Origin of the sequence: Nonomuraea sp. NPDC026600, assembly GCF_040638335.1 — a bacterium.
Lineage (GTDB): Bacteria > Actinomycetota > Actinomycetes > Streptosporangiales > Streptosporangiaceae > Nonomuraea.
The window spans coordinates 111,267-128,241 of record NZ_JBEZYD010000023.1; the positions used below are offsets into that span (position 1 = coordinate 111,267).

Annotated in this window: 15 protein-coding genes; 9 read left to right on the top strand and 6 right to left on the bottom strand. The window is 72.1% G+C overall.

Features of this window, described 5'->3' with window-relative positions; translation table 11 throughout:
- Nucleotides 1-8: 8 nt before the first annotated feature.
- The gene (locus AB0F17_RS40205) at nucleotides 9-1,238 is read right to left on the bottom strand and encodes an alpha/beta hydrolase (RefSeq protein ID WP_358034155.1); all 1,230 of its coding nucleotides are present in this window, start codon (nucleotides 1,236-1,238) and stop codon (nucleotides 9-11) included.
- Between the two features lie 122 nt (nucleotides 1,239-1,360).
- On the opposite strand from AB0F17_RS40205, the gene AB0F17_RS40210 reads away from it, so the two are divergent.
- A complete protein-coding gene (locus AB0F17_RS40210) occupies nucleotides 1,361-2,101 on the top strand; it encodes a crotonase/enoyl-CoA hydratase family protein (protein WP_358034158.1) in 741 nt (246 codons plus the stop codon).
- A gap of 57 nt (nucleotides 2,102-2,158) precedes the next feature.
- Here the strand turns inward: AB0F17_RS40210 and AB0F17_RS40215 are convergent, their stop codons facing one another.
- Nucleotides 2,159-3,430 carry an FAD-binding protein gene (locus AB0F17_RS40215; protein ID WP_358034161.1) on the bottom strand — a complete coding sequence of 424 codons (1,272 nt, stop codon included), beginning with the start codon at nucleotides 3,428-3,430 and terminating at the stop codon, nucleotides 2,159-2,161.
- Between the two features lie 55 nt (nucleotides 3,431-3,485).
- Between AB0F17_RS40215 and AB0F17_RS40220 the strand changes: the two genes are divergently transcribed.
- Both AB0F17_RS40220 and ligD read left to right on the top strand, forming a co-directional pair.
- Nucleotides 3,486-6,722 (top strand): BTAD domain-containing putative transcriptional regulator, encoded by a 3,237-nt coding sequence (locus tag AB0F17_RS40220; RefSeq protein WP_358034164.1) that lies wholly within the window; start codon nucleotides 3,486-3,488, stop codon nucleotides 6,720-6,722.
- Between the two features lie 30 nt (nucleotides 6,723-6,752).
- The gene (gene ligD, locus AB0F17_RS40225) at nucleotides 6,753-7,910 is read left to right on the top strand and encodes a non-homologous end-joining DNA ligase (protein WP_358034167.1); all 1,158 of its coding nucleotides are present in this window, start codon (nucleotides 6,753-6,755) and stop codon (nucleotides 7,908-7,910) included.
- Here ligD and AB0F17_RS40230 read toward each other — a convergent pair.
- The 4 genes from AB0F17_RS40230 to AB0F17_RS40245 all read right to left on the bottom strand — a co-directional run bounded on the left by AB0F17_RS40230 (nucleotide 7,907) and on the right by AB0F17_RS40245 (nucleotide 11,675).
- Nucleotides 7,907-8,803: an NAD(P)H-binding protein gene (locus tag AB0F17_RS40230; RefSeq protein ID WP_358034169.1), complete on the bottom strand. Its 897-nt coding sequence runs from the start codon at nucleotides 8,801-8,803 to the stop codon at nucleotides 7,907-7,909. The two genes, ligD and AB0F17_RS40230, sit on opposite strands and share 4 nt — an antisense overlap.
- Before the next feature lie 101 nt (nucleotides 8,804-8,904).
- On the bottom strand, nucleotides 8,905-9,774 hold the full coding sequence (locus AB0F17_RS40235) for a PmoA family protein (RefSeq protein ID WP_358034172.1): 870 nt from the start codon (nucleotides 9,772-9,774) through the stop codon (nucleotides 8,905-8,907).
- Nucleotides 9,771-10,853, bottom strand: a complete 1,083-nt coding sequence (locus tag AB0F17_RS40240; RefSeq protein ID WP_358034174.1) for a Gfo/Idh/MocA family oxidoreductase — start codon at nucleotides 10,851-10,853, stop codon at nucleotides 9,771-9,773. Before AB0F17_RS40240 ends, AB0F17_RS40235 begins: the two co-directional genes overlap by 4 nt.
- A 66-nt stretch (nucleotides 10,854-10,919) precedes the next feature.
- Nucleotides 10,920-11,675 (bottom strand): IclR family transcriptional regulator, encoded by a 756-nt coding sequence (locus tag AB0F17_RS40245; RefSeq protein WP_358034177.1) that lies wholly within the window; start codon nucleotides 11,673-11,675, stop codon nucleotides 10,920-10,922.
- 79 nt (nucleotides 11,676-11,754) lie between these two features.
- Here AB0F17_RS40245 and AB0F17_RS40250 point away from each other — a divergent pair, with 79 nt between their 5' ends.
- The 6 genes from AB0F17_RS40250 to AB0F17_RS40275 all read left to right on the top strand — a co-directional run bounded on the left by AB0F17_RS40250 (nucleotide 11,755) and on the right by AB0F17_RS40275 (nucleotide 16,969).
- Nucleotides 11,755-12,909 (top strand): 4-hydroxybenzoate 3-monooxygenase, encoded by a 1,155-nt coding sequence (locus AB0F17_RS40250; RefSeq protein ID WP_358034180.1) that lies wholly within the window; start codon nucleotides 11,755-11,757, stop codon nucleotides 12,907-12,909.
- 19 nt (nucleotides 12,910-12,928) lie between these two features.
- The gene (pcaH, locus tag AB0F17_RS40255; protein ID WP_358034183.1) at nucleotides 12,929-13,597 is read left to right on the top strand and encodes a protocatechuate 3,4-dioxygenase subunit beta; all 669 of its coding nucleotides are present in this window, start codon (nucleotides 12,929-12,931) and stop codon (nucleotides 13,595-13,597) included.
- The gene (locus tag AB0F17_RS40260; protein ID WP_358034186.1) at nucleotides 13,594-14,091 is read left to right on the top strand and encodes a protocatechuate 3,4-dioxygenase subunit alpha; all 498 of its coding nucleotides are present in this window, start codon (nucleotides 13,594-13,596) and stop codon (nucleotides 14,089-14,091) included. The genes pcaH and AB0F17_RS40260 overlap by 4 nt, the downstream gene beginning before the upstream one ends.
- Entirely contained in the window at nucleotides 14,081-15,472 is a 1,392-nt protein-coding gene (locus AB0F17_RS40265) for a lyase family protein (RefSeq protein WP_358034189.1), read from the top strand. The genes AB0F17_RS40260 and AB0F17_RS40265 overlap by 11 nt, the downstream gene beginning before the upstream one ends.
- Nucleotides 15,469-16,641: a 4-carboxymuconolactone decarboxylase gene (gene pcaC, locus AB0F17_RS40270; protein WP_358034193.1), complete on the top strand. Its 1,173-nt coding sequence runs from the start codon at nucleotides 15,469-15,471 to the stop codon at nucleotides 16,639-16,641. The genes AB0F17_RS40265 and pcaC overlap by 4 nt, the downstream gene beginning before the upstream one ends.
- 79 nt (nucleotides 16,642-16,720) lie before the next feature.
- A complete protein-coding gene (locus AB0F17_RS40275) occupies nucleotides 16,721-16,969 on the top strand; it encodes a DUF6229 family protein (protein ID WP_358034196.1) in 249 nt (82 codons plus the stop codon).
- The last annotated feature ends 6 nt before the right edge of the window (nucleotides 16,970-16,975 follow it).

The window sequence follows — 16,975 nt, forward strand, 5'->3', positions numbered from 1 at the left end:
CGATCGCGTCAGGCGCAGGTCTTCTCCTGCGGGCTGCAGAACGTGATCTCGGGATAGCTCGCTGAGGGCTTGTTCAACAGGGGCTGAGGCTTGCCGCGCAGGTGCTGGTCGAAGAAGGCCGTGACGTACCTGCGGGTGATGTTCATGGCGCGGGCGCCGGCGATGTCGGAGCCGTCTTCGATGCCGACCTGGTCGACCAGCACGCCCAGGTCGGTGAAGGACAGGTGCACGGCTCCGGTCATCAGCAGCCAGCGCTTCCAGCCGGTCAGCCCCGTCCAGACGCGCTCCCACGAGGCAGCCTCCGTACTCTTGCCCGGCGTGTAGGTCGCGGGTTTGCCCAGGAAGAGGAACGGGCGGGACAACCCGGATGCGGGGACGGTGCTCTCCACGGTTCCGTCCATGTCGATGCCGGCGCGCAGCCGGGAGTCCGCCAGCATGGCGGTGACGACGCTCGCGCCGCCGGCCGATTGACCGGCCATGGCGATCTTCGACGTATCGATCAGGCCGGCGCCTTTCCACTTCGGGTGCGCGCCGGTCAGCTGGTCGAGCACGAAGGACACATCAGCGGCCCGGCTCTTCTCCAGCTTCGCCCACCAGCCCTTCTCCTTGGTGATCTCGCACGTGACACAGGTGGTGACCCGTCCGTCCGGGAAGGTCGTGGCGACGTTCTCGTAGGTGTGGTCGATGGCGGCCACCACGTACCCCCGGCTCGCCAGTTCCTCAGCGAGGCCCGTGAGCTCGCTGCGGGGCTTGCTGTGCCCGGGAGAGAGCACCACGAGGGGCAGGCTGTGTCTGCGCCCGGCGGGACGGGCGTCGGTGAAAGCGTTGGTGCGCGTCTTGCTCAGCGTGTCGGACGAGATGGTGGTGATCTTTCCGTCCTTGAGCAGCAGCTCGGACTCCTTCGCCGTCATGTACTGCGCTCGCTTGTGGCCTGGCGACTTGGCCGGGTACCACAGCGAGACCATGAGTTCGCGGTACTTGACGGTGGGAACCCAGGGGTCGGGACGCGAAGTGTCTTTCATGTACAGGGATGTGGTGCCCACTGGCTGGGAGCCGGTCGGGGCGGGCAGGAACGGCGTGACCGTCCGGGACGCTGAGGCCGGCAGGGCCTGGACGAGTCCGGCGGCGGCCAGGACGGTGACGAGTCCGGTGATGATGGCCAGTCGGCCACGCCTGCGGGGTTCGCGCGGCTCGCCATGGCCGTCGTCCGGCGTGGCCCGGTTCGGGGGTTCGATCATGCGGGTGGACTATACACTGCGGATATAATCTCAGGGCATAAAGAAGCGAATCTCGGCGCTGGCGTGACCTCCGGTGCCGCCGTACGCTCACGTTCCGGCGACCACCCATCACGGAGGCAGCCATGACCGTACGCATGGAGCGAGAAGGCCAGGTCACGACCGTAATACTGAGCAGGCCGGAGGTCCGCAACGCGGTCGACCGCAAGACCGCCGACGGCCTGATCGACGCGTTCAGGGCTTTCGAGGAGTCCGATGCCGCGGTGGCGGTGCTCTGGGGTGAGGGCGGCACGTTCTGCTCGGGCGCCGATCTCAAGACGCTCGACAACCACGTCGGCGAGGACGGTGACGGGCCGATGGGCCCGACCCGGTTGCGCCTGTCCAAGCCGGTCATCGCCGCTGTCGCCGGGCACGCCGTCGCGGGTGGGCTGGAGCTGGCGCTCTGGTGCGATCTGCGGGTGGCCGAGGAGGACGCGGTGTTCGGCGTGTTCTGCCGGCGCTGGGGGGTGCCGCTCATCGACGGCGGCACCGTGCGGCTGCCGCGGCTCATCGGCGCCTCCCGGGCGATGGACATGATCCTCACCGGGCGTCCGGTCGGTGCCCGTGAGGCGTACGAGATGGGTCTGGCCAATCGCGTCGTCCCCGCTGGTGCGGCCAGGCGGCAGGCCGAGGAACTGGCCCGCGACATCGCCGGCTTCCCGCAGACCTGCCTGCGCGGCGACCGGCTGTCGGCGCTGGAGCAGGACGGGCTGCCGGAGCAGGACGCGATCAGGAACGAGCTGCGCCACGGGCTGGTGTCGCTGCCCGACGCCGTCGGCGGCGCCGCCCGCTTCGCGGCGGGCGCGGGCCGGCACGGCGAGTTCTAGCGACCCGCCCCAACGCCGGTCCTCGTGCCTGCGCGGTCCTCGCGACAGCAGGGGTGCTCACGCCAGCACGGGGAAGTTCGCGCGGATCACGCCGTGCGGGTCGCGGGTCCGCTTGAGGTCGCGGAGCCGGGCCAGCGTGCTCGCCGGGAAGGCCGACGCGGCCTGCTCGCCCTGGGCCAGCATCGTGTACGGCTTGCGCCCGCTCGTGTACGGCACCAGCGCCTTAGTCAGGTCCGCGATGCGCTCGGTCGTCTCCCGCGACGGCAACCCGAACATATAGACGGAGTACGGCTCGGCCAGTTGCCCCGCGGCCCCGCCACCCTCGGCGGGCCGGGCCAGCGCCCCGCCCATATGCCTGATCTGGACGCTGATCAGCGGGTCGATCGGCGCGCCCAGCAGCACGTCCGCCACCCCGTCCAACCCCGTGAGCAGCTCGAACCGCCCCATCCCCGCACTGGGATCAGTGGGCTCGGCGCAGATCGACCCCAGCTCGGCCACCGGCATCGGCCGCCGGGTGTCACTGATCATCCCGCCGATCCGGTCGAAGCGGCGCAGCAGGTCGCCGGGGTGCTCGCCGAGGAAGGTGGAGTCGATGGCGACGTACCCCGGCCCGCCGGGGAACTTCAGCAGGTCGAACCAGACCGTCAACTCCTCCGGCGCCTCGGCGGTGGTCTCCGTGAAGGCGTCGAACACCTCCCGGGCCCGCTCGACCGGCCACATCATCCGCCCGCCGTACAGAAAGGGGGCCGGACGCAGGTCGAACTCCACCGAGGTGACCAGGGCGAAGTCGCCGCCGCCGCCCCGCAGCCCCCAGAACAGCTCCGGATCCGACTCCGCCGTCACCCTGACGGGGTCACCGGTGGCGCCGACCGCTTCGAAGGCCCGCACGCTGTCGGCCGCGAAGCCGTACTTACGCCCGAACCAGCTCAAACCGCCACCGAGCGTGTAGCCGGTCACGCCCACCACCGGCGAACTGCCCGCCAGGCCGGTGAGGCCGAGCGGGCTCGCGGCGGCCAGAACCTCGCCCCACTTCACGCCCGCGCCGGCCCTGGCGATCCCGTCCTCGACGGTCAGGCCGTTCATTCGTGCGGTCTTGAGGAGGATCGTCCCGTCGGTGTCGCCGGAGGCGCCGTGGCCGGTCGGCTGGGCGGTGACCGCCAGGCCGTTGAGCCGGGCGTAGCTCACCGCGGCGGCCACGTCGTCGGCGTCGGCGGCCTCGATCACCGCGCGTACCGGCTGGTCCACGGCCAGGTTCCAGGGCTTGCGGGCCTCGTCGAAGCCCGCGTCGCCGGGGAGTAGGACTTTGCCGTTGATGTTGATGGTGTTCATGAGGTCAAGTGTGCGTTTTCCCATTTGAGGGGGACTTGGGGTTGACTTGGGGTTTGTGGATGTACGTTTGTTCGGCCCGCTTGAGGTTGACTCCGGTGATGGCGTTCGGCTCGATCTCGGCACGCGCAAGCAGCGGGCCGTGCTCGCCGTGCTGGCCCTGTCGCCGGGACGCGTGGTGCCGCTCGACCGGCTGATCGAGGAGCTGTGGGCCGGGGAGGCGCCGGCCAAGGCGACGGCGACCCTCCAGGCGTACGTCTCCCACCTGCGCCGGGTGCTGGAACCCGGCAGGAAGCCGCGCACCCCGCCCCGGCTGCTGCTCACCCGCGAGCCCGGTTATCTGCTCGACATCGCGCCGGGGCAGGTCGACGCGGGCCGCTTCGCCGCGCTGGCCGAGGACGGGCGGCGCGTGCTGAAGGGCGGCAGGTACGCCGAGGCGCTGGAGGTGCTCGACCGGGGGCTCGGGCTGTGGCGGGGGGAGTTGCTGGGGGAGTTCGCCGACCTGGACTTCGCGCGGCGGGCCGTACACCGGCTGGAGGAGCTGCGGCTGGGGGCGGCCGAGGACCGGTTCGAGGCGCGCCTGGCGCTCGGCGAGGCCGGGCTGACGGACCTGGAGGCGCTGGTCGAGGCCTATCCCTACCGGGAGCGGGCGTGGGGGCTGCTGGTGCTGGCGCTCTACCGGGCGGGCCGGCAGGCGGACGCGCTCGGGGCGTTGCGCCGGGTACGGTCGCTGCTGGACGGCGAGTTGGGCATCGAGCCGGGGCCGGAGCTGAAGCGGCTGGAACAGGCGGTGTTCGACCAGTCGCCCGACCTGATGACCCTCACCGCACCCGGCCTCACCGCCCCCACCGCCTTCACCACCCCCGCACCCGACTCATGGGGCACCGCCGCTCGAACCGGTACATCGGCGGACGGGTCGTTCGGTGGTCACGGTACGGACGTGGCCGGTGAGTGGCTTGTCGCGCGGGACGGTCAGTTGCGGCTGGTCGAGGAGTTGCTGGCCGAGGCCCGCCGGGGGAGGGGCGGCCTGCTGCTGGTGACCGGCGAGGCGGGCATCGGCAAGACGAGCCTGGCGCGGGCCGCCGCCGAGGTGGCCGCCGCGCGGGGCTTCCAGACCGCCTGGGGACGCTGCCTGGACGGCGAGACGGCCCCGTCCTTCTGGCCCTGGACCCAGACGGGGCTGATCCCCGCGCAACCGCAGGCCGAGCTGTTCGACCTGTACGACGGCGTGGTGTCGCGGCTGCGCGGCGGCCCGCTCCTGCTGGTGCTGGAGGACGTGCACTGGGCCGACGTCTCGTCGCTGAAACTGCTCGGCCACGTCGCCGGTGAGCTCGCCCGTACGTCCGCGCTCGTCCTCGTCACGCTCCGGCCCGAGCCGGGCGAACACCCCGAGCAACTGCGCGAGACGCTGGGCGCGCTGGCCCGGGAGAGCCACCGGGTGCCGCTGGCCCCGTTCGACGCCGCCGAGGTGCTCGACTACCTGCGCCGGCGCCAGGTGAACGCGGATCCGGTGGCGATGCTCGACCGCTCGGGCGGTAACCCGTTCTACCTGACCGAGCTGCTCCGCCTGCCGGAGAGCGAGCGCGACCTGGTCCCGCCCGGCGCCCGCGACGTCATCGACCGGCGGCTCGCCCGGCTGCCCGCCGCCACGCAGGACCTGCTCAGAGCCGCCGCGGTGGCGGGCAGGGAGGTGGCACTCGACCTGCTGGCCGCGCTGACCGAACGGCCGGTCGAGGAGGTCATGGTCCTGGCCGAGCCCGCCCTGGCCGTCGGCCTGCTGACCGAAACCGCCCAGCTCGGCGACTACCGGTTCTCGCACGCCCTCGTACGGCAGGCGCTGGACGCGGGGCTCACCCAGCTGGCCAAGGCCCGGATGCACCTGCGGGCCGGCACGTACCTGGAGACGGTTCCGGGCACCGACCCCGCCCTGCTCGCCGGCCATTTCGCCGCGGCCGCGAAGCTGGGGGGCGCGGACCGGGCGGCGGCCTACGCCGTCGCCGCGGCTCGGGAGGCGGTCGCCCGGCACGGCTACACCGAGTCGGTCACGTTCTGGGAGCTGGCGGTCGCGCACCTGCCGCCCGGCGACTCGGCCGACCGCTGCCACCTGCTGACCGAGCTCGGCCAGGCCCGCCGTACCGTGGGCGACGCCGACGGCGCCCTGCGCGACCTGACGGAGGCGATCGCGGCGGCCAAGCGGCTCGGCGACCACGACGCGCTGGTGACGGCGGTCTCGGCGTTCGGCGGGCTGTCGGTGTGGAACTGGCGGCCGTACGGCATGGTGGACGAGGAGATGGTGTCCGTCCTGGAGGACCTGCTCGCGGGCCCGCTCGACGACCACGCCAGGGCCACGCTGCTGGGCACGCTCGGCGTCGAGCTCCACTACGGCCCCCGCCGCGCCGAGGGCGAGCTGCTCGCCGCGGACGCCGTGGAGCTGGCCCGGGCGCTGGGCGACCCGGCGCTGCTGGCCAGGACGCTGAACAACTACCTGATCGCCGGGTTCGTCATGAGCCGCAACCCCGACCGGCTGCGCGCCGCCGACGAGATGCTGGCCATTCCGGGGCTGACCAGGGAGGCCCGTCTGGTGGCAGGGGGGCTGCGGATGTCCTGCCTGCTCCGCGCGGGAGATCTGGCCGAGTGGGAGCGCGAGCTCGCCGGCTGCGAGCGGGTCCTTGCGGAGGTACGCCGCCCCGAGCTGGAAGCCATGGTCCGGGTCGCGCAGACGGGCGGACACACCCTGCACGGCCGCTGGGCCGAGGCGGAGGCGCTGGTCGCCGACTTCCCCGACCTCAAGTACGGCGCCAGCCCGTGGGGTGCGGAGGCCCGCAAACTGGCCACGCTCTACACCTGCAGACGTGGCCAGGGCCGGGTGGCCGAGATCGTCGACGACCTCATCGCCGCGAGCGACCTCCCGCAGATGATCCCGATGCGGCCGCTCGCCATCCTGGCCGCCCTCGACGTGGGCAAGGAGGAGCTGGCCAGGGCGCTGATCGCGCGATGGGGCACGGAGCTGCGGGACGACTGGTCGGGGGGTTTCCTGTTCCCGATCTGGGGCCTCATCGCCGCCCGGCTCGGCACGCCGGACCCGGAAGCGCTGTACGAGCGGCTGCTGCCGGTGGCCGACCAGTTCATCGTCATGGGCATGGGCAGCGGCGCCTGGGGCTCGATCCGCCACGTCCTCGCGGCGCTGGCCGCACGGCTGGGCCGTACCGGGGAGGCGGACGAGCACCGGCGGCTGGCGATCGCCACGCACCGGCGGCTCGGCCTGGCCTATTGGGAGGCCAGGAGCCTCACGTGAAGTGTCAGAGGCCCCGCGTATCGTGACCTCATGCCTGATATCGAGGTCGCGGGGCGCGACGTGCGCATCACCAACCCTGACAAGGTGGTGTTCCCCGGCAGCGGGCACACCAAGCTCGACCTGATCCGCTACTACCAGGCGGTCGGCGAGGGCGCGCTGCGTGGCATCCACGGGCGGCCGATGGTGCTCAAACGGTTCGTGCACGGCATCGAGGAGGAGGCGTTCTTCCAGAAGCGCGCCCCGGCCAAGCGACCCGACTGGATCGAGGTGGCCGAGCTCCGCTACCGCTCCGGGCGCAGCGCCGAGGAGGTCGTCGCGACCGAGCTGGCCCATGTCGTGTGGGCGGTCAACCTGGGGTGCGTCGACCTCAACCCGCACCCGGTGCGGGCCGCCGACCTGGCCCACCCCGACGAGCTGCGCATCGATCTCGACCCGGTGCCGGGCGTGCGATGGGGTGACGTGCTGCGCACGGCGCAGGTCTCCCGCGAGGTGCTGGCCGACCACGGCCTGACCGCCTGGCCGAAGACGTCGGGATCGCGGGGCTTCCATGTGTACGCCCGCATCGAGCCGCGCTGGACGTTCGCCGAGGTGCGCCGGGCGGCCGAGGCCGTGGCCCGCGAGGTCGAGCGGCGGGCCCCCGAGGTGGCCACCAGCCGGTGGTGGAAGGAGCAGCGGCACGGCGTGTTCGTCGACTACAACCAGAACGCCTATGACCGTACGGTCGCCTCCGCCTACTCGGTCAGGCCGGTCGCCGACGCGCGCGTCTCCACGCCGCTGACCTGGGAGGAGGTGCCGGGCTGCCGGCCGGCCGACCATACGATCGACACGGTGCCCAAGCGGTTCGCCGAGCTCGGTGACCCGTGGGAGGACATGGATCTGCACGTGGGCGGCCTGGAGTCGCTGCTGGAGCTGGCCGAGTCGCAGGGGCCCGCCCCCGAGCGCGAAGACCTGCCCGTCGTCGAGATCGCCAGGGCGCAGCACAAGGAGGAGGCGCAGGCGGGGTTCGAGCGGTGGCAGGCCCGGCATCCCGAGGTGGCCGCCTGTCTCCAGCCCGCCGACGTGCTGGTCGACGGCATGCGCGGGCGCAGCAGCGTCTGGTACCGCATCCGGGTCAACCTCCAGCACGTCCCGGAGGCCCAGCGGCCCGGTCAGGAGCCGCTGGAGGTCGACTACGACCCCTGGACCTAGAGGCGGGTCGGGCGTTCGTAGCCCTCGTCGCCGCCATATACGTGCGAGTTCGGGTCGAGGTCGGGCTGGGTGGCCGGGCTGGTCGGCGAGGCGGTGTGCTCGATGGCGAAGTCGTCCGACGGCTCGGGCGGGTCGGGGAAGAGGTGGCTCCGCCAGCTGATCCGCCCCAGCGGCGTGGCGTCCGTGGTGTGCCAGCCGGCCCGCTGGGCGGCCCACCTGCCGCCCGGATAGCGCATCGGCAGCAGCAGGCGGCGCAGGTGCCTGGCTTGCAGCCAGGGCTTGAGCACGTCGTCCATGCCGATCACCTCGGGCCCGCCATACTCGAGCACGCCCCGCTCGGGGCCCGCGGCGACCAGGTCGATCAGGTACGCGGCGACCTCGGAGGTGCAGACCGGCTGCCAGGGGATCGAGCGGTCCACCGGGATCGCGGGGTAGGCGGCCAGCTCGTGGAGCAGCTCCTCGAGGTGCTGGTGGAACGTCGTGGAGCGGAGGATCGTCCAGCCGACCCCGCTCTCCCTGATCAGCCGCTCGGCTTCGAGCTTGTCCTCCAGGTATCCGGTCGCGGCCTGGTCGACGCCGACGATCGAGACGTACACCAGGTGGGGCACACCGGCGTCCGTGGCCGCGTCGAGCAGCCACTGGGTGCCCGCGATGTCGACGGAATCAGCCCGGTGGCTCTTGCGGGCGGATGTGGCGAGGTGGATGATCGCATCGACGCCCCGCACGGCGCCGTGCACGCCTTTACCCCAGGCCAGGTCGCCCCACACCCATTCGACGTCCTGGCCTGGGTGCGATTCGCGGCTCAACGCCCGCACCGAGTGCCCCGTCCTGACGAGTGCGGGCACCACGGCCCTGCCCAGCGTGCCGGTTGCCCCCGTGACCAGAATGTGCATTCTCCGCCCCTACCCTCAGGCTGAGAATTCTCCCGAAATGACAACGAAATTCATCGCAAGCTTAGTCAAAGGGTTTGTATCTGCCAGCGCCGCCGCCCTGTTCAAGAACCGGATTCTGCGGCTCGGCGACTGGCCAGGTGCTCCTCGATCCGCTCGGTGCCCCACCAGCCGGTCGCCAGCACGATCCGGTACTTACGGGCGATCGTCTCGCCGCGCGCCAGCTCGAACTCCCGGTGGAAGGCCCACGACGGGTTGACGGCGGCGAACGGGCCACTACGCACGAACCAGTGCGACTCCGGCCCCGGCTCCGGCACGAACACCAGCGTGGAGGACCGGTCCACCTCGTCGTGCCGCCCCTGGAAGGCCAGCCAGCGGGCCCGCTGGCCCATCATCTCCTCGCCGCCGAGCCCGTCGGGGCCGAGCACCTCGCCGCCGGTGAACGAGCGCGGGCCGCGCCAGAACAGGCCGCTGTAGCCGGCGAGGGGACGGCCGTGCGTGGTGGGGCTGCCGAAGCGCAGCGGTTCGTCGCGCAGGCCGGTGAGCGTCGTGTGCCAGACCAGCTCCCAGGAGCCGTTCTCCGGATCGACCGCCTCGATGGTGAGCTCGCGCCGCTCCTCCACCCAGGGCTCGCCCCGCGAGCTGCGCCAGGTCAGCTGCCCCGACAGGCCGTCCTGGCGGACGTCCAGGGTGTCGTGGCGCATCGTGCCGTTGTTGTCGAGGTCGATGTAGCGCTGCTCTTCGCGGACGTACGTGCCGCCGCCCCAGAAGTTCTGGCCGGAGACGTGTGAGGCGGTCAGTTGCAGGCCCTTGTGCCAGCGGTGGTCGTGCGGCCGGTAGGAGGTCACCACGTCACCGGCCAGCGTACGCAGCGGGTGGATGTACGGCTTGGGCGCCTCGAACGGCTGCGGGTCGGGCTCGTGGACGTAGCGCATCAGCTCCACGCCGTGCGCCTCGAAGATGATCGCGCTCATGAAGGGCTCCAGCCGGGGGTGTCGCCGTGCAGGCTGCGGTAGAAGGGATCGCCGGGGCCGACCTCGCCCGCGCGTACCGTGCCGCCGGTCAGCGCCGCCTTGTACATGGCGGTGATCAGCTCCAGCGACCGGCGCCCGTCCTGCCCGCTGGCCCGGGGCCGCCGGTCGGCCCGCCGGTCCGCGACCAGGTCGCGTAGCTGCTTCAGGTGCGAGGTGGGCACGTCCTCGGCGGGCGGCCAGTCGATCTCGCCGGCGTGCTCGGCCGGGGTGCAGGTCCAGTCGTCGTTGGCGTAGCCGTACAGGTGGGTCAGCTCCAGCGTGGCGTCGGCGAGGTCGATGCGCAGGTGGCTGACCTGCCGCGGCGACAGCACGCTGTTGACCACCGTGGCCAGCGCGCCCGACTCGAAGCGGACCAGCGCGGTCGTGACGTCGTCGGTCTCGACGTCCCGCGCCAGCCTGGCCGCCATGGCGCGTACCTCGCTCCACTCGCCGAGCAGCTCCAGCAGCAGGTCGATCTGGTGGATGCCGTGGCCCATGGCGGGTCCGCCGCCCTCGGTCTCCCAGCGGCCGCGCCAGGGCACGGCGTAGTAGGCGTCGTCGCGGAACCAGGTGGTCTGGCAGTGCGCGACGTACGGCGCGCCCAGCGCGCCCTTGGCGATCAGTTGCCGCAGGTGCTGCGCGCCGGAGCCGAACCGCTGCTGGAACACGATCGCCGCGTACGGCCCGCCCTCCTGCTCGGCCGCGGTCATGGCGTCGTACTCGGCCAGCGACAGGCACGGCGGCTTCTCACACCACACCCACGCGCCCACGCGCAGCGCGGCCGCCACCTGGGCGGCGTGCAGCGAGGGCGGGCTGCAGACGGCGACCAGGTCGGGGCGTACCTCGGCGAGCATGCCTTCGAGATCGTCCGAGGCGTACGGCAGGCCGAACCGGTCGGCGAACGCCTGGGCCAGCTCGGCGGTCGCGTCCACGACGGCGACCACCTCGATCTCGTCAGGCAGCGCCTGGAACGCGGGCATATGCGAAGAGCTCGCGATCGCGCCGCCGCCGACGACGGCGACGCGGAGGGGGGACGGCACTGACTGCCTCCTTTGGAAAGCGCTTACCGGAGCACGTTATGGTGCGAGCGTACCCTTGGGCAAGGGCTACGCCGCCGCGGCGCAGGCCCTGCCGATCCCGTTCGCGGCGTTCCGCAGGGGCTCGACCAGCCGGGGGAGCTCGCGGGCGCGCCTCGCGGCCAGCACGATGCCGAGCGCGGCGATGGCCCGGCCGTCGACCAGGATCGGGGCCGCGGCCGAGCAGGAGCCGAGGGTCATCTCCTCGTACGTCAGCGCGTACCCCTGAGCCCGTACGGTGGCCAGCTCGCGGGCCAGCCGACCCGGCTCGGTGATCGTGTGCGGGGTCGGCCGTTCGAGCACGCGGTCCAGGTAGGAGCGGACGAACCAGTCGGGCTCGAAGGCGAGCAGGGCCTTGCCGACGCCCGTCGGATGCATGGGCAGCCGCCCGCCCGTCCTGGACACGATCGGCACAGCCCGCCGGCCGGCCACCTTGTCCACGTACAGGACCTCCAGGCCGTCGCGGACGGCCAGATGCACGTTCTCGCCGGTGCTCGCGAACAGCTCCTGCAACCAGGGATGGGCCAGGTCCTGGAGCTTGGCGGGCGCGAGCTGGCCGAGCTCCCACAGCCGCAGCCCGATGCGGAGCCGCCCGTCGGGCGCGCGGCTCAGCGCCTGCCACTCCTCCAGCTCGCCGACCAGCCGGTGCACCGTGCTCAGGGGCACGCCGCTGCGCCTGGCCAGGTCGGTCAGTGTGAGCTGCTGGTGCCCGGCGTCGAACGCGCCCAGGATGGCGAGCACCTTGGACGTCACCGTGCGTCCCGCCTCGCGGGATCCGCCTGCCATGCAGCAATCTTGCATAATTCTTCCGCTGAGTGGAAGGGATAGCTCGGATAATCGGCCGCCTAAGCAGGATGCTTCCGTCATGCGCACTCAGGTAGGGATCATCGGGGCGGGCCCCGCAGGCTTGCTCCTGTCCCATCTGCTCCATCTGCGCGGCATCTCCTCGGTGGTGCTGGAGAGACGCAGCCGCGCCTACGTGGAGCGCCGCGTGCGCGCCGGCGTGCTGGAGCAGGGGACGGTGGACACGCTGGTCGAGGCCGGCGTAGGTGCGCGGCTGCTGCGCGAGGGCCTGCCGCACCAGGGCATCGAGCTCAGGTACGACGGGCAGAGCCACCGCATCGCCTTCGAGAAGCTGGTGCCCGGCCGGTCCATCACCGTGTACGGCCAGCAGGAGGTGGTCAAGGACCTGATCGCCGCCAGGCTGGAGGCGGGCGGTGACGTGCGGTTCGAGATCGACGACGTGGCCGCGCACTCGCTGGAGACCGAGCCGTACCTGACGTTCGGCGGCGAGCGGCTCGACTGCGACGTGATCGCCGGTTGCGACGGCTTCCACGGCGTGTCCAGACCGTCGATCCCGGAGGGTGTTCTGCAGCTGTTCGAGCGGGAGTATCCCTTCGCCTGGCTCGGTGTCCTGGCCAGGGTGGCGCCCTCGTCCGAGGAGCTCATCTACGCCAGGACCGAGCGCGGCTTCGCGCTGCACAGCATGCGCTCGCCCATGGTCAGCCGCTTCTACCTCCAGGTCCCGCCCGACGCCAGTGTGGACGAGTGGCCCGACGAGCGGATCTGGGCCGAGCTGAAGGCGCGGCTGGAGACCGTCCCCGGCTTCACGCTGGAGACCGGCGAGATCTTCGAGAAGGGCGTCACGCCGATGCGGGCCTTCGTCACCGAGCCCATGCAGTACGGCCGGCTCTACCTCGCCGGCGACGCCGCCCACATCGTCCCGCCCACCGGAGCCAAGGGGCTGAACCTGGCCGTGGCCGACGTGCGCGTCCTGACCGACGCGCTGGACCGGTTCTTCTCCACCGGCGCGGCCGACCTGCTCGACTCCTACTCCGAGTCCTGTCTGAAGCGGGTCTGGCGGGCTCAGCACTTCTCCTGGTGGATGACGACCCTGCTGCACACGTTCGACTCCGACGACGCTTACGGCAGGCGGCTGCAGCTGTCCTACCTGGACTACGTGACCTCCTCCGAGGCGGCCGCGACGACGCTGGCGGAGAACTACGTGGGACTGCCATGATCAACTTCGAAGGACGGCCATGACCCATCCTCCTTACCTGAGCCCCGGCTACCGCAGCACGGTCCTGCGCGCGCCCGCGCGGCCGCCGGTGACGTTCAAGAGCGATCCGGACGCGATCGAGCTGACCGGCCCGGTCTTCGGCCACCACGAGATCGGCGCGCTCGACGCCGACCTGACCAGGCAGCACGCCGGGGAGCCGCTCGGCGAGCGCATCTCCGTCACGGGCCGCATCCTGGACTCCTCCGGCAGGCCGATCCGCGGCACGCTGGTGGAGCTCTGGCAGGCCAACGCCGCAGGCCGCTACGCCCACGAACGCGACCAGCACCCCGCCCCCCTCGACCCGAACTTCACCGGCGCCGGCCGCTGCCTCACCGACGAGGACGGCCGCTACCGGTTCGTCACGATCAAGCCCGGCGCCTACCCCTGGCGCAACCACCACAACGCGTGGCGGCCGGCGCACCTGCACTTCTCCGTGTTCGGGCGGGCGTTCACCGAGCGGCTCGTCACCCAGATGTACTTCCCCGGCGACCCGCTGATGCCCTTCGACCCGATCCTCCAGTCGGTCCCCGACGAGTCGGCCAGGCAACGGCTCGTCTCGGCCTTCTCCATGGAGCTGACCGAGCCCGAATGGGCGCTGGGCTACTCCTTCGACATCGTGCTGGGCAGCACCCCGATGGAGTCGTCATGAAGCTCACCCCCTCACAGACCGTGGGGCCGTTCTTCAGCCACGCGCTGCCGTACCCGCACGACTGGGAACTGGTTCCTCCCGGGCATCCGGGCGCGATCACGCTGACCGGGCGCGTCCTGGACGGCGCCGGCGAGCCGGTACCGGACGCGCTGCTGGAGCTCTGGCTGGGGCACGCCGGCGACCGCGGCGCGCTGCTGCGGGGCGACGGGCAGGTGTCCGGCTTCGGGCGCTGCGCCACGGCTCCAGATGGTTCGTTTAGGTTTCGTACGGTACGGCCTGAGGGGGGTTATCTGTCGTTGCAGGTGTTCGCCCGGGGGTTGCTGAGGTCGTTGCTGACCCGTGTGTACCTGGAGGATCGGCCTGATCCGCTGCTGGACGGCTTGGAGCCGGAACGACGGGGGACACTGATCGCGACCGGGTCGGGGGACCTGGACCGGTACGAGTTCGACGTGCGGCTTCAGGGGGATGGGGAGACGGTGTTCCTTGACTTCTGACAGCGGGCTGCTGGCGCCCGTGCGGGCCGGTACCCGGGTGGAGGCGGCGACCTCGGACGCGGCCTGGCTGCGGGCCATGCTGGACGCCGAGGCGGCGCTGGCCCGCGCGCAGGGCCGCGCGGGGCTGATCCCCGGCGCGGCGGCCGCGCTGATCGACCGGGTGGCCTCGGGCTTCACCGCCGACCTGCCGGACCTGGCCCAGCGCGCCCGACAAGCCGCCAACCCGGTCGTCCCGCTGGTCGCCGACCTACGCAAAGCCGTCACCGCCGCCGATACCGCTATGGCCGAAACCCCCGTCACCGCTGGCGCTCCCGGAGCCACCGCCGTATTCGTCCATCGGGGGGCCACCAGCCAGGACATCTTCGACACGGCGGCCATGCTGGTCGCCGCGCGGGCCGTCAGCCTGATCACGGCGGATCTGGACACGGTCATGGGCGTGCTCGCCGGGCTGGCGGAGCGGCATCGCGACACCCTGATGGCGGCTCGCACGCTGGCCCAGCAGGCGGTGCCGACGACGTTCGGGCTGAAGGCGGCGGGCTGGTTGTCCGGCCTCCTGCGGGCCCGCGACCGCCTGCGCTGCCTGCGACTCCCCGCCCAACTCGGCGGCGCGGCAGGCACCCTCGCCGCCCTCGTCGAAACCGCCCGCTCCACCGACGCCAAGACCGCCGGATCGCCTGGTGACGGTGTCGGATCGGTCGGGGGCGAGGCGGTTCGGGTCGTCGAGGGGGAGAGCGCGCAGGCGCGGGTGCTTCGGCTGGTCGAGTTGTATGCCGAGGAGCTCGGGCTGGTCGCCCCGCTCGTGCCGTGGCACGCCGAGCGGTCCGTGGTCGCCGAGTTGGGCGCGGCCCTGGCCGGTACGGCGGGTGCGCTCGGCAAGGTGGCGACCGACGTGATCCTCATGGCCCAGACCGAGGTCGGCGAGGTGGCCGAGTCGTCTCGAGGCAACTCCTCGGCCATGCCGCAGAAGCGCAACCCCGCCCTGTCGGTGCTGATCCGGTCGGCGGCGCTCCAGGTGCCCGTGTACGCCCAGCTCCTGGGACAGCCGGGGGAGCACGAGCGGGCGGCGGGCGCCTGGCAGGCGGAGTGGCTGCCGCTGCGCGAATGCCTCCGGCTGACCGGTGGCGCGGCGGAGACGGCGGCCGAGCTGGTCGCCGGCCTCCAGGTGTTCCCCGAGAGGATGCGGGACAACGCCGGCCTGACCGGTGGGCGGATCGTGTCGGAACGGCTCGCGGTCCACCTGGGCCGAGACGCCCTCGACGAGGCGCTGAGCCGTCCGGGCCCGCTGGAGGGGCCGGACGAGCTGCTCGACCCCGAGGGTTATCTGGGCGCCGCGCCGGAACTCGTCGACCGTATCCTCGCCGACTACCGGAAGCGATCATGAGCATGAAGCTGCATCACCGCGTCGACGGCCCCACCGGAGCGCCGTTGCTGGTGCTCGGGCCCTCGCTCGGCACCACGCTCGACATCTGGGAGCCGCAGCTGAGCGCGCTCACCGCGTCGTGGCGGGTGCTGCGGTACGACCTGCCGGGCCATGGTGGCTCGGCCCCTGCCGCCTCCGGGCTGACGATCGACGACCTGGCGCAGGCCGTACTCGATCTGGTCGACGCGACGGAAGACGAGTTCGCGGTCGGCGGGATCTCGCTCGGCGGCGCGATCGCCACCACGATCGCCGCAGGACAGCAGGTAGGAGAGCAGGTAGGAGAGCAGGCAGGACAGCGAGCGTCAGGACCACAGGCGGCGGGACCGCGACGCCGGGTGCGCAGTCTGGTGCTGTGCTGTACGTCGGCCCGGTTCGGTGAGCCGGGGCCGTGGCTGGAGCGGGCGGCGCTGGTGCGCGCCTCCGGCGTGGCCCAGCTCGCCCCAGCCCTGGCGGCCCGCTGGTTCACCGCCGGCTACGACGGCCGCTGGGTGACGGACATGCTGGAACGCGTGGACGCCGAGTCGTACGCCGCCTGCTGCGAGGCCATCGCGTCCTGCGACCTGACCGGACGCCTGCCCGCCATCACCGCCCCCACCCTGATCGTCGCCGGGGCCGACGACCCGGCCACCCCGCTCGGCCAGGCCCTCACGCTGGCCCAAGGCATCCCGGGGGCGCTGCTGCGCGTGGTGCCCGGTGCGGCGCACCTGGCCAGCGTGGAGCGGGCCGACGCCGTCACGCCCGCGATCGTCCAGCACCTGGGCGGCGATTCGAGTCACGCGGCCGGGATGCGTACCAGACGTGAGGTGCTCGGCGACGCCCACGTGGACCGCGCCGTCGCCGCCACCACCGGCTTCACCCGCGACTTCCAGCACCTCATCACCCGCTACGCCTGGGACGAGATCTGGAACCGCCCCGGTCTCGACCGCCGTACCCGTAGCTGCGTCACCCTGACCGCGCTGGTCGCCCGCGGCCAGCTCGACGAGCTGGCCATGCACGTGCGCGCGGCCCTGCGCAACGGCCTGACGCCCGACGAGGTCGGCGAGGTGCTGCTGCAGACGGCGATCTACTGCGGGGTCCCGGCCGCCAACGCGGCCTTCGCTGTCGCCCAGCGGGTCCTGGCCGAAGGCTGATCCTGGCTGCAACGGAATTGCAATGCCGGTTGGCAGCATCTTGAGCGGATTGTTCGGCTCAAGGAAAGGGACCGATCTCATGCCCAAACTGACCCCGGAACAGGCCGACCGGATCGTGGCCGGCTGGCGGAGCGGCACTCAGCTCATCGACGGGTGGGAGAACCCGGCGGGCCCGCTGTTCGCCAGCGGTGAGTACGCGGAAGCGGACATCACCCTCGAATCCATCCTCGCCGCGTCGGGCTGCAACCCGCCTCCTCCTCCGCCCGACCAGACCGTGGGCGGCTGCGGTACGGCGTGCACGGGCTCCGCCGGGCGCTTGTGCTGCTGACCTGAC

Bases quoted from the DNA above. Each gene is read 5' to 3' on its own strand.
- pcaH (WP_358034183.1), top strand. From the start codon at position 12,929: ATGACCCATCCTCCTTACCTGAGCCCCGGCTACCGCAGCACGGTCCTG.
- ligD (WP_358034167.1), top strand. From the start codon at position 6,753: ATGCCTGATATCGAGGTCGCGGGGCGCGACGTGCGCATCACCAACCCT.
- AB0F17_RS40215 (WP_358034161.1), bottom strand. From the start codon at position 3,430: ATGAACACCATCAACATCAACGGCAAAGTCCTACTCCCCGGCGACGCG.
- AB0F17_RS40245 (WP_358034177.1), bottom strand. From the start codon at position 11,675: ATGGCAGGCGGATCCCGCGAGGCGGGACGCACGGTGACGTCCAAGGTG.
- pcaC (WP_358034193.1), top strand. From the start codon at position 15,469: ATGAGCATGAAGCTGCATCACCGCGTCGACGGCCCCACCGGAGCGCCG.
- AB0F17_RS40230 (WP_358034169.1), bottom strand. From the start codon at position 8,803: ATGCACATTCTGGTCACGGGGGCAACCGGCACGCTGGGCAGGGCCGTG.
- AB0F17_RS40260 (WP_358034186.1), top strand. From the start codon at position 13,594: ATGAAGCTCACCCCCTCACAGACCGTGGGGCCGTTCTTCAGCCACGCG.
- AB0F17_RS40250 (WP_358034180.1), top strand. From the start codon at position 11,755: ATGCGCACTCAGGTAGGGATCATCGGGGCGGGCCCCGCAGGCTTGCTC.
- AB0F17_RS40235 (WP_358034172.1), bottom strand. From the start codon at position 9,774: ATGAGCGCGATCATCTTCGAGGCGCACGGCGTGGAGCTGATGCGCTAC.
- AB0F17_RS40275 (WP_358034196.1), top strand. From the start codon at position 16,721: ATGCCCAAACTGACCCCGGAACAGGCCGACCGGATCGTGGCCGGCTGG.
- AB0F17_RS40210 (WP_358034158.1), top strand. From the start codon at position 1,361: ATGACCGTACGCATGGAGCGAGAAGGCCAGGTCACGACCGTAATACTG.
- AB0F17_RS40205 (WP_358034155.1), bottom strand. From the start codon at position 1,238: ATGATCGAACCCCCGAACCGGGCCACGCCGGACGACGGCCATGGCGAG.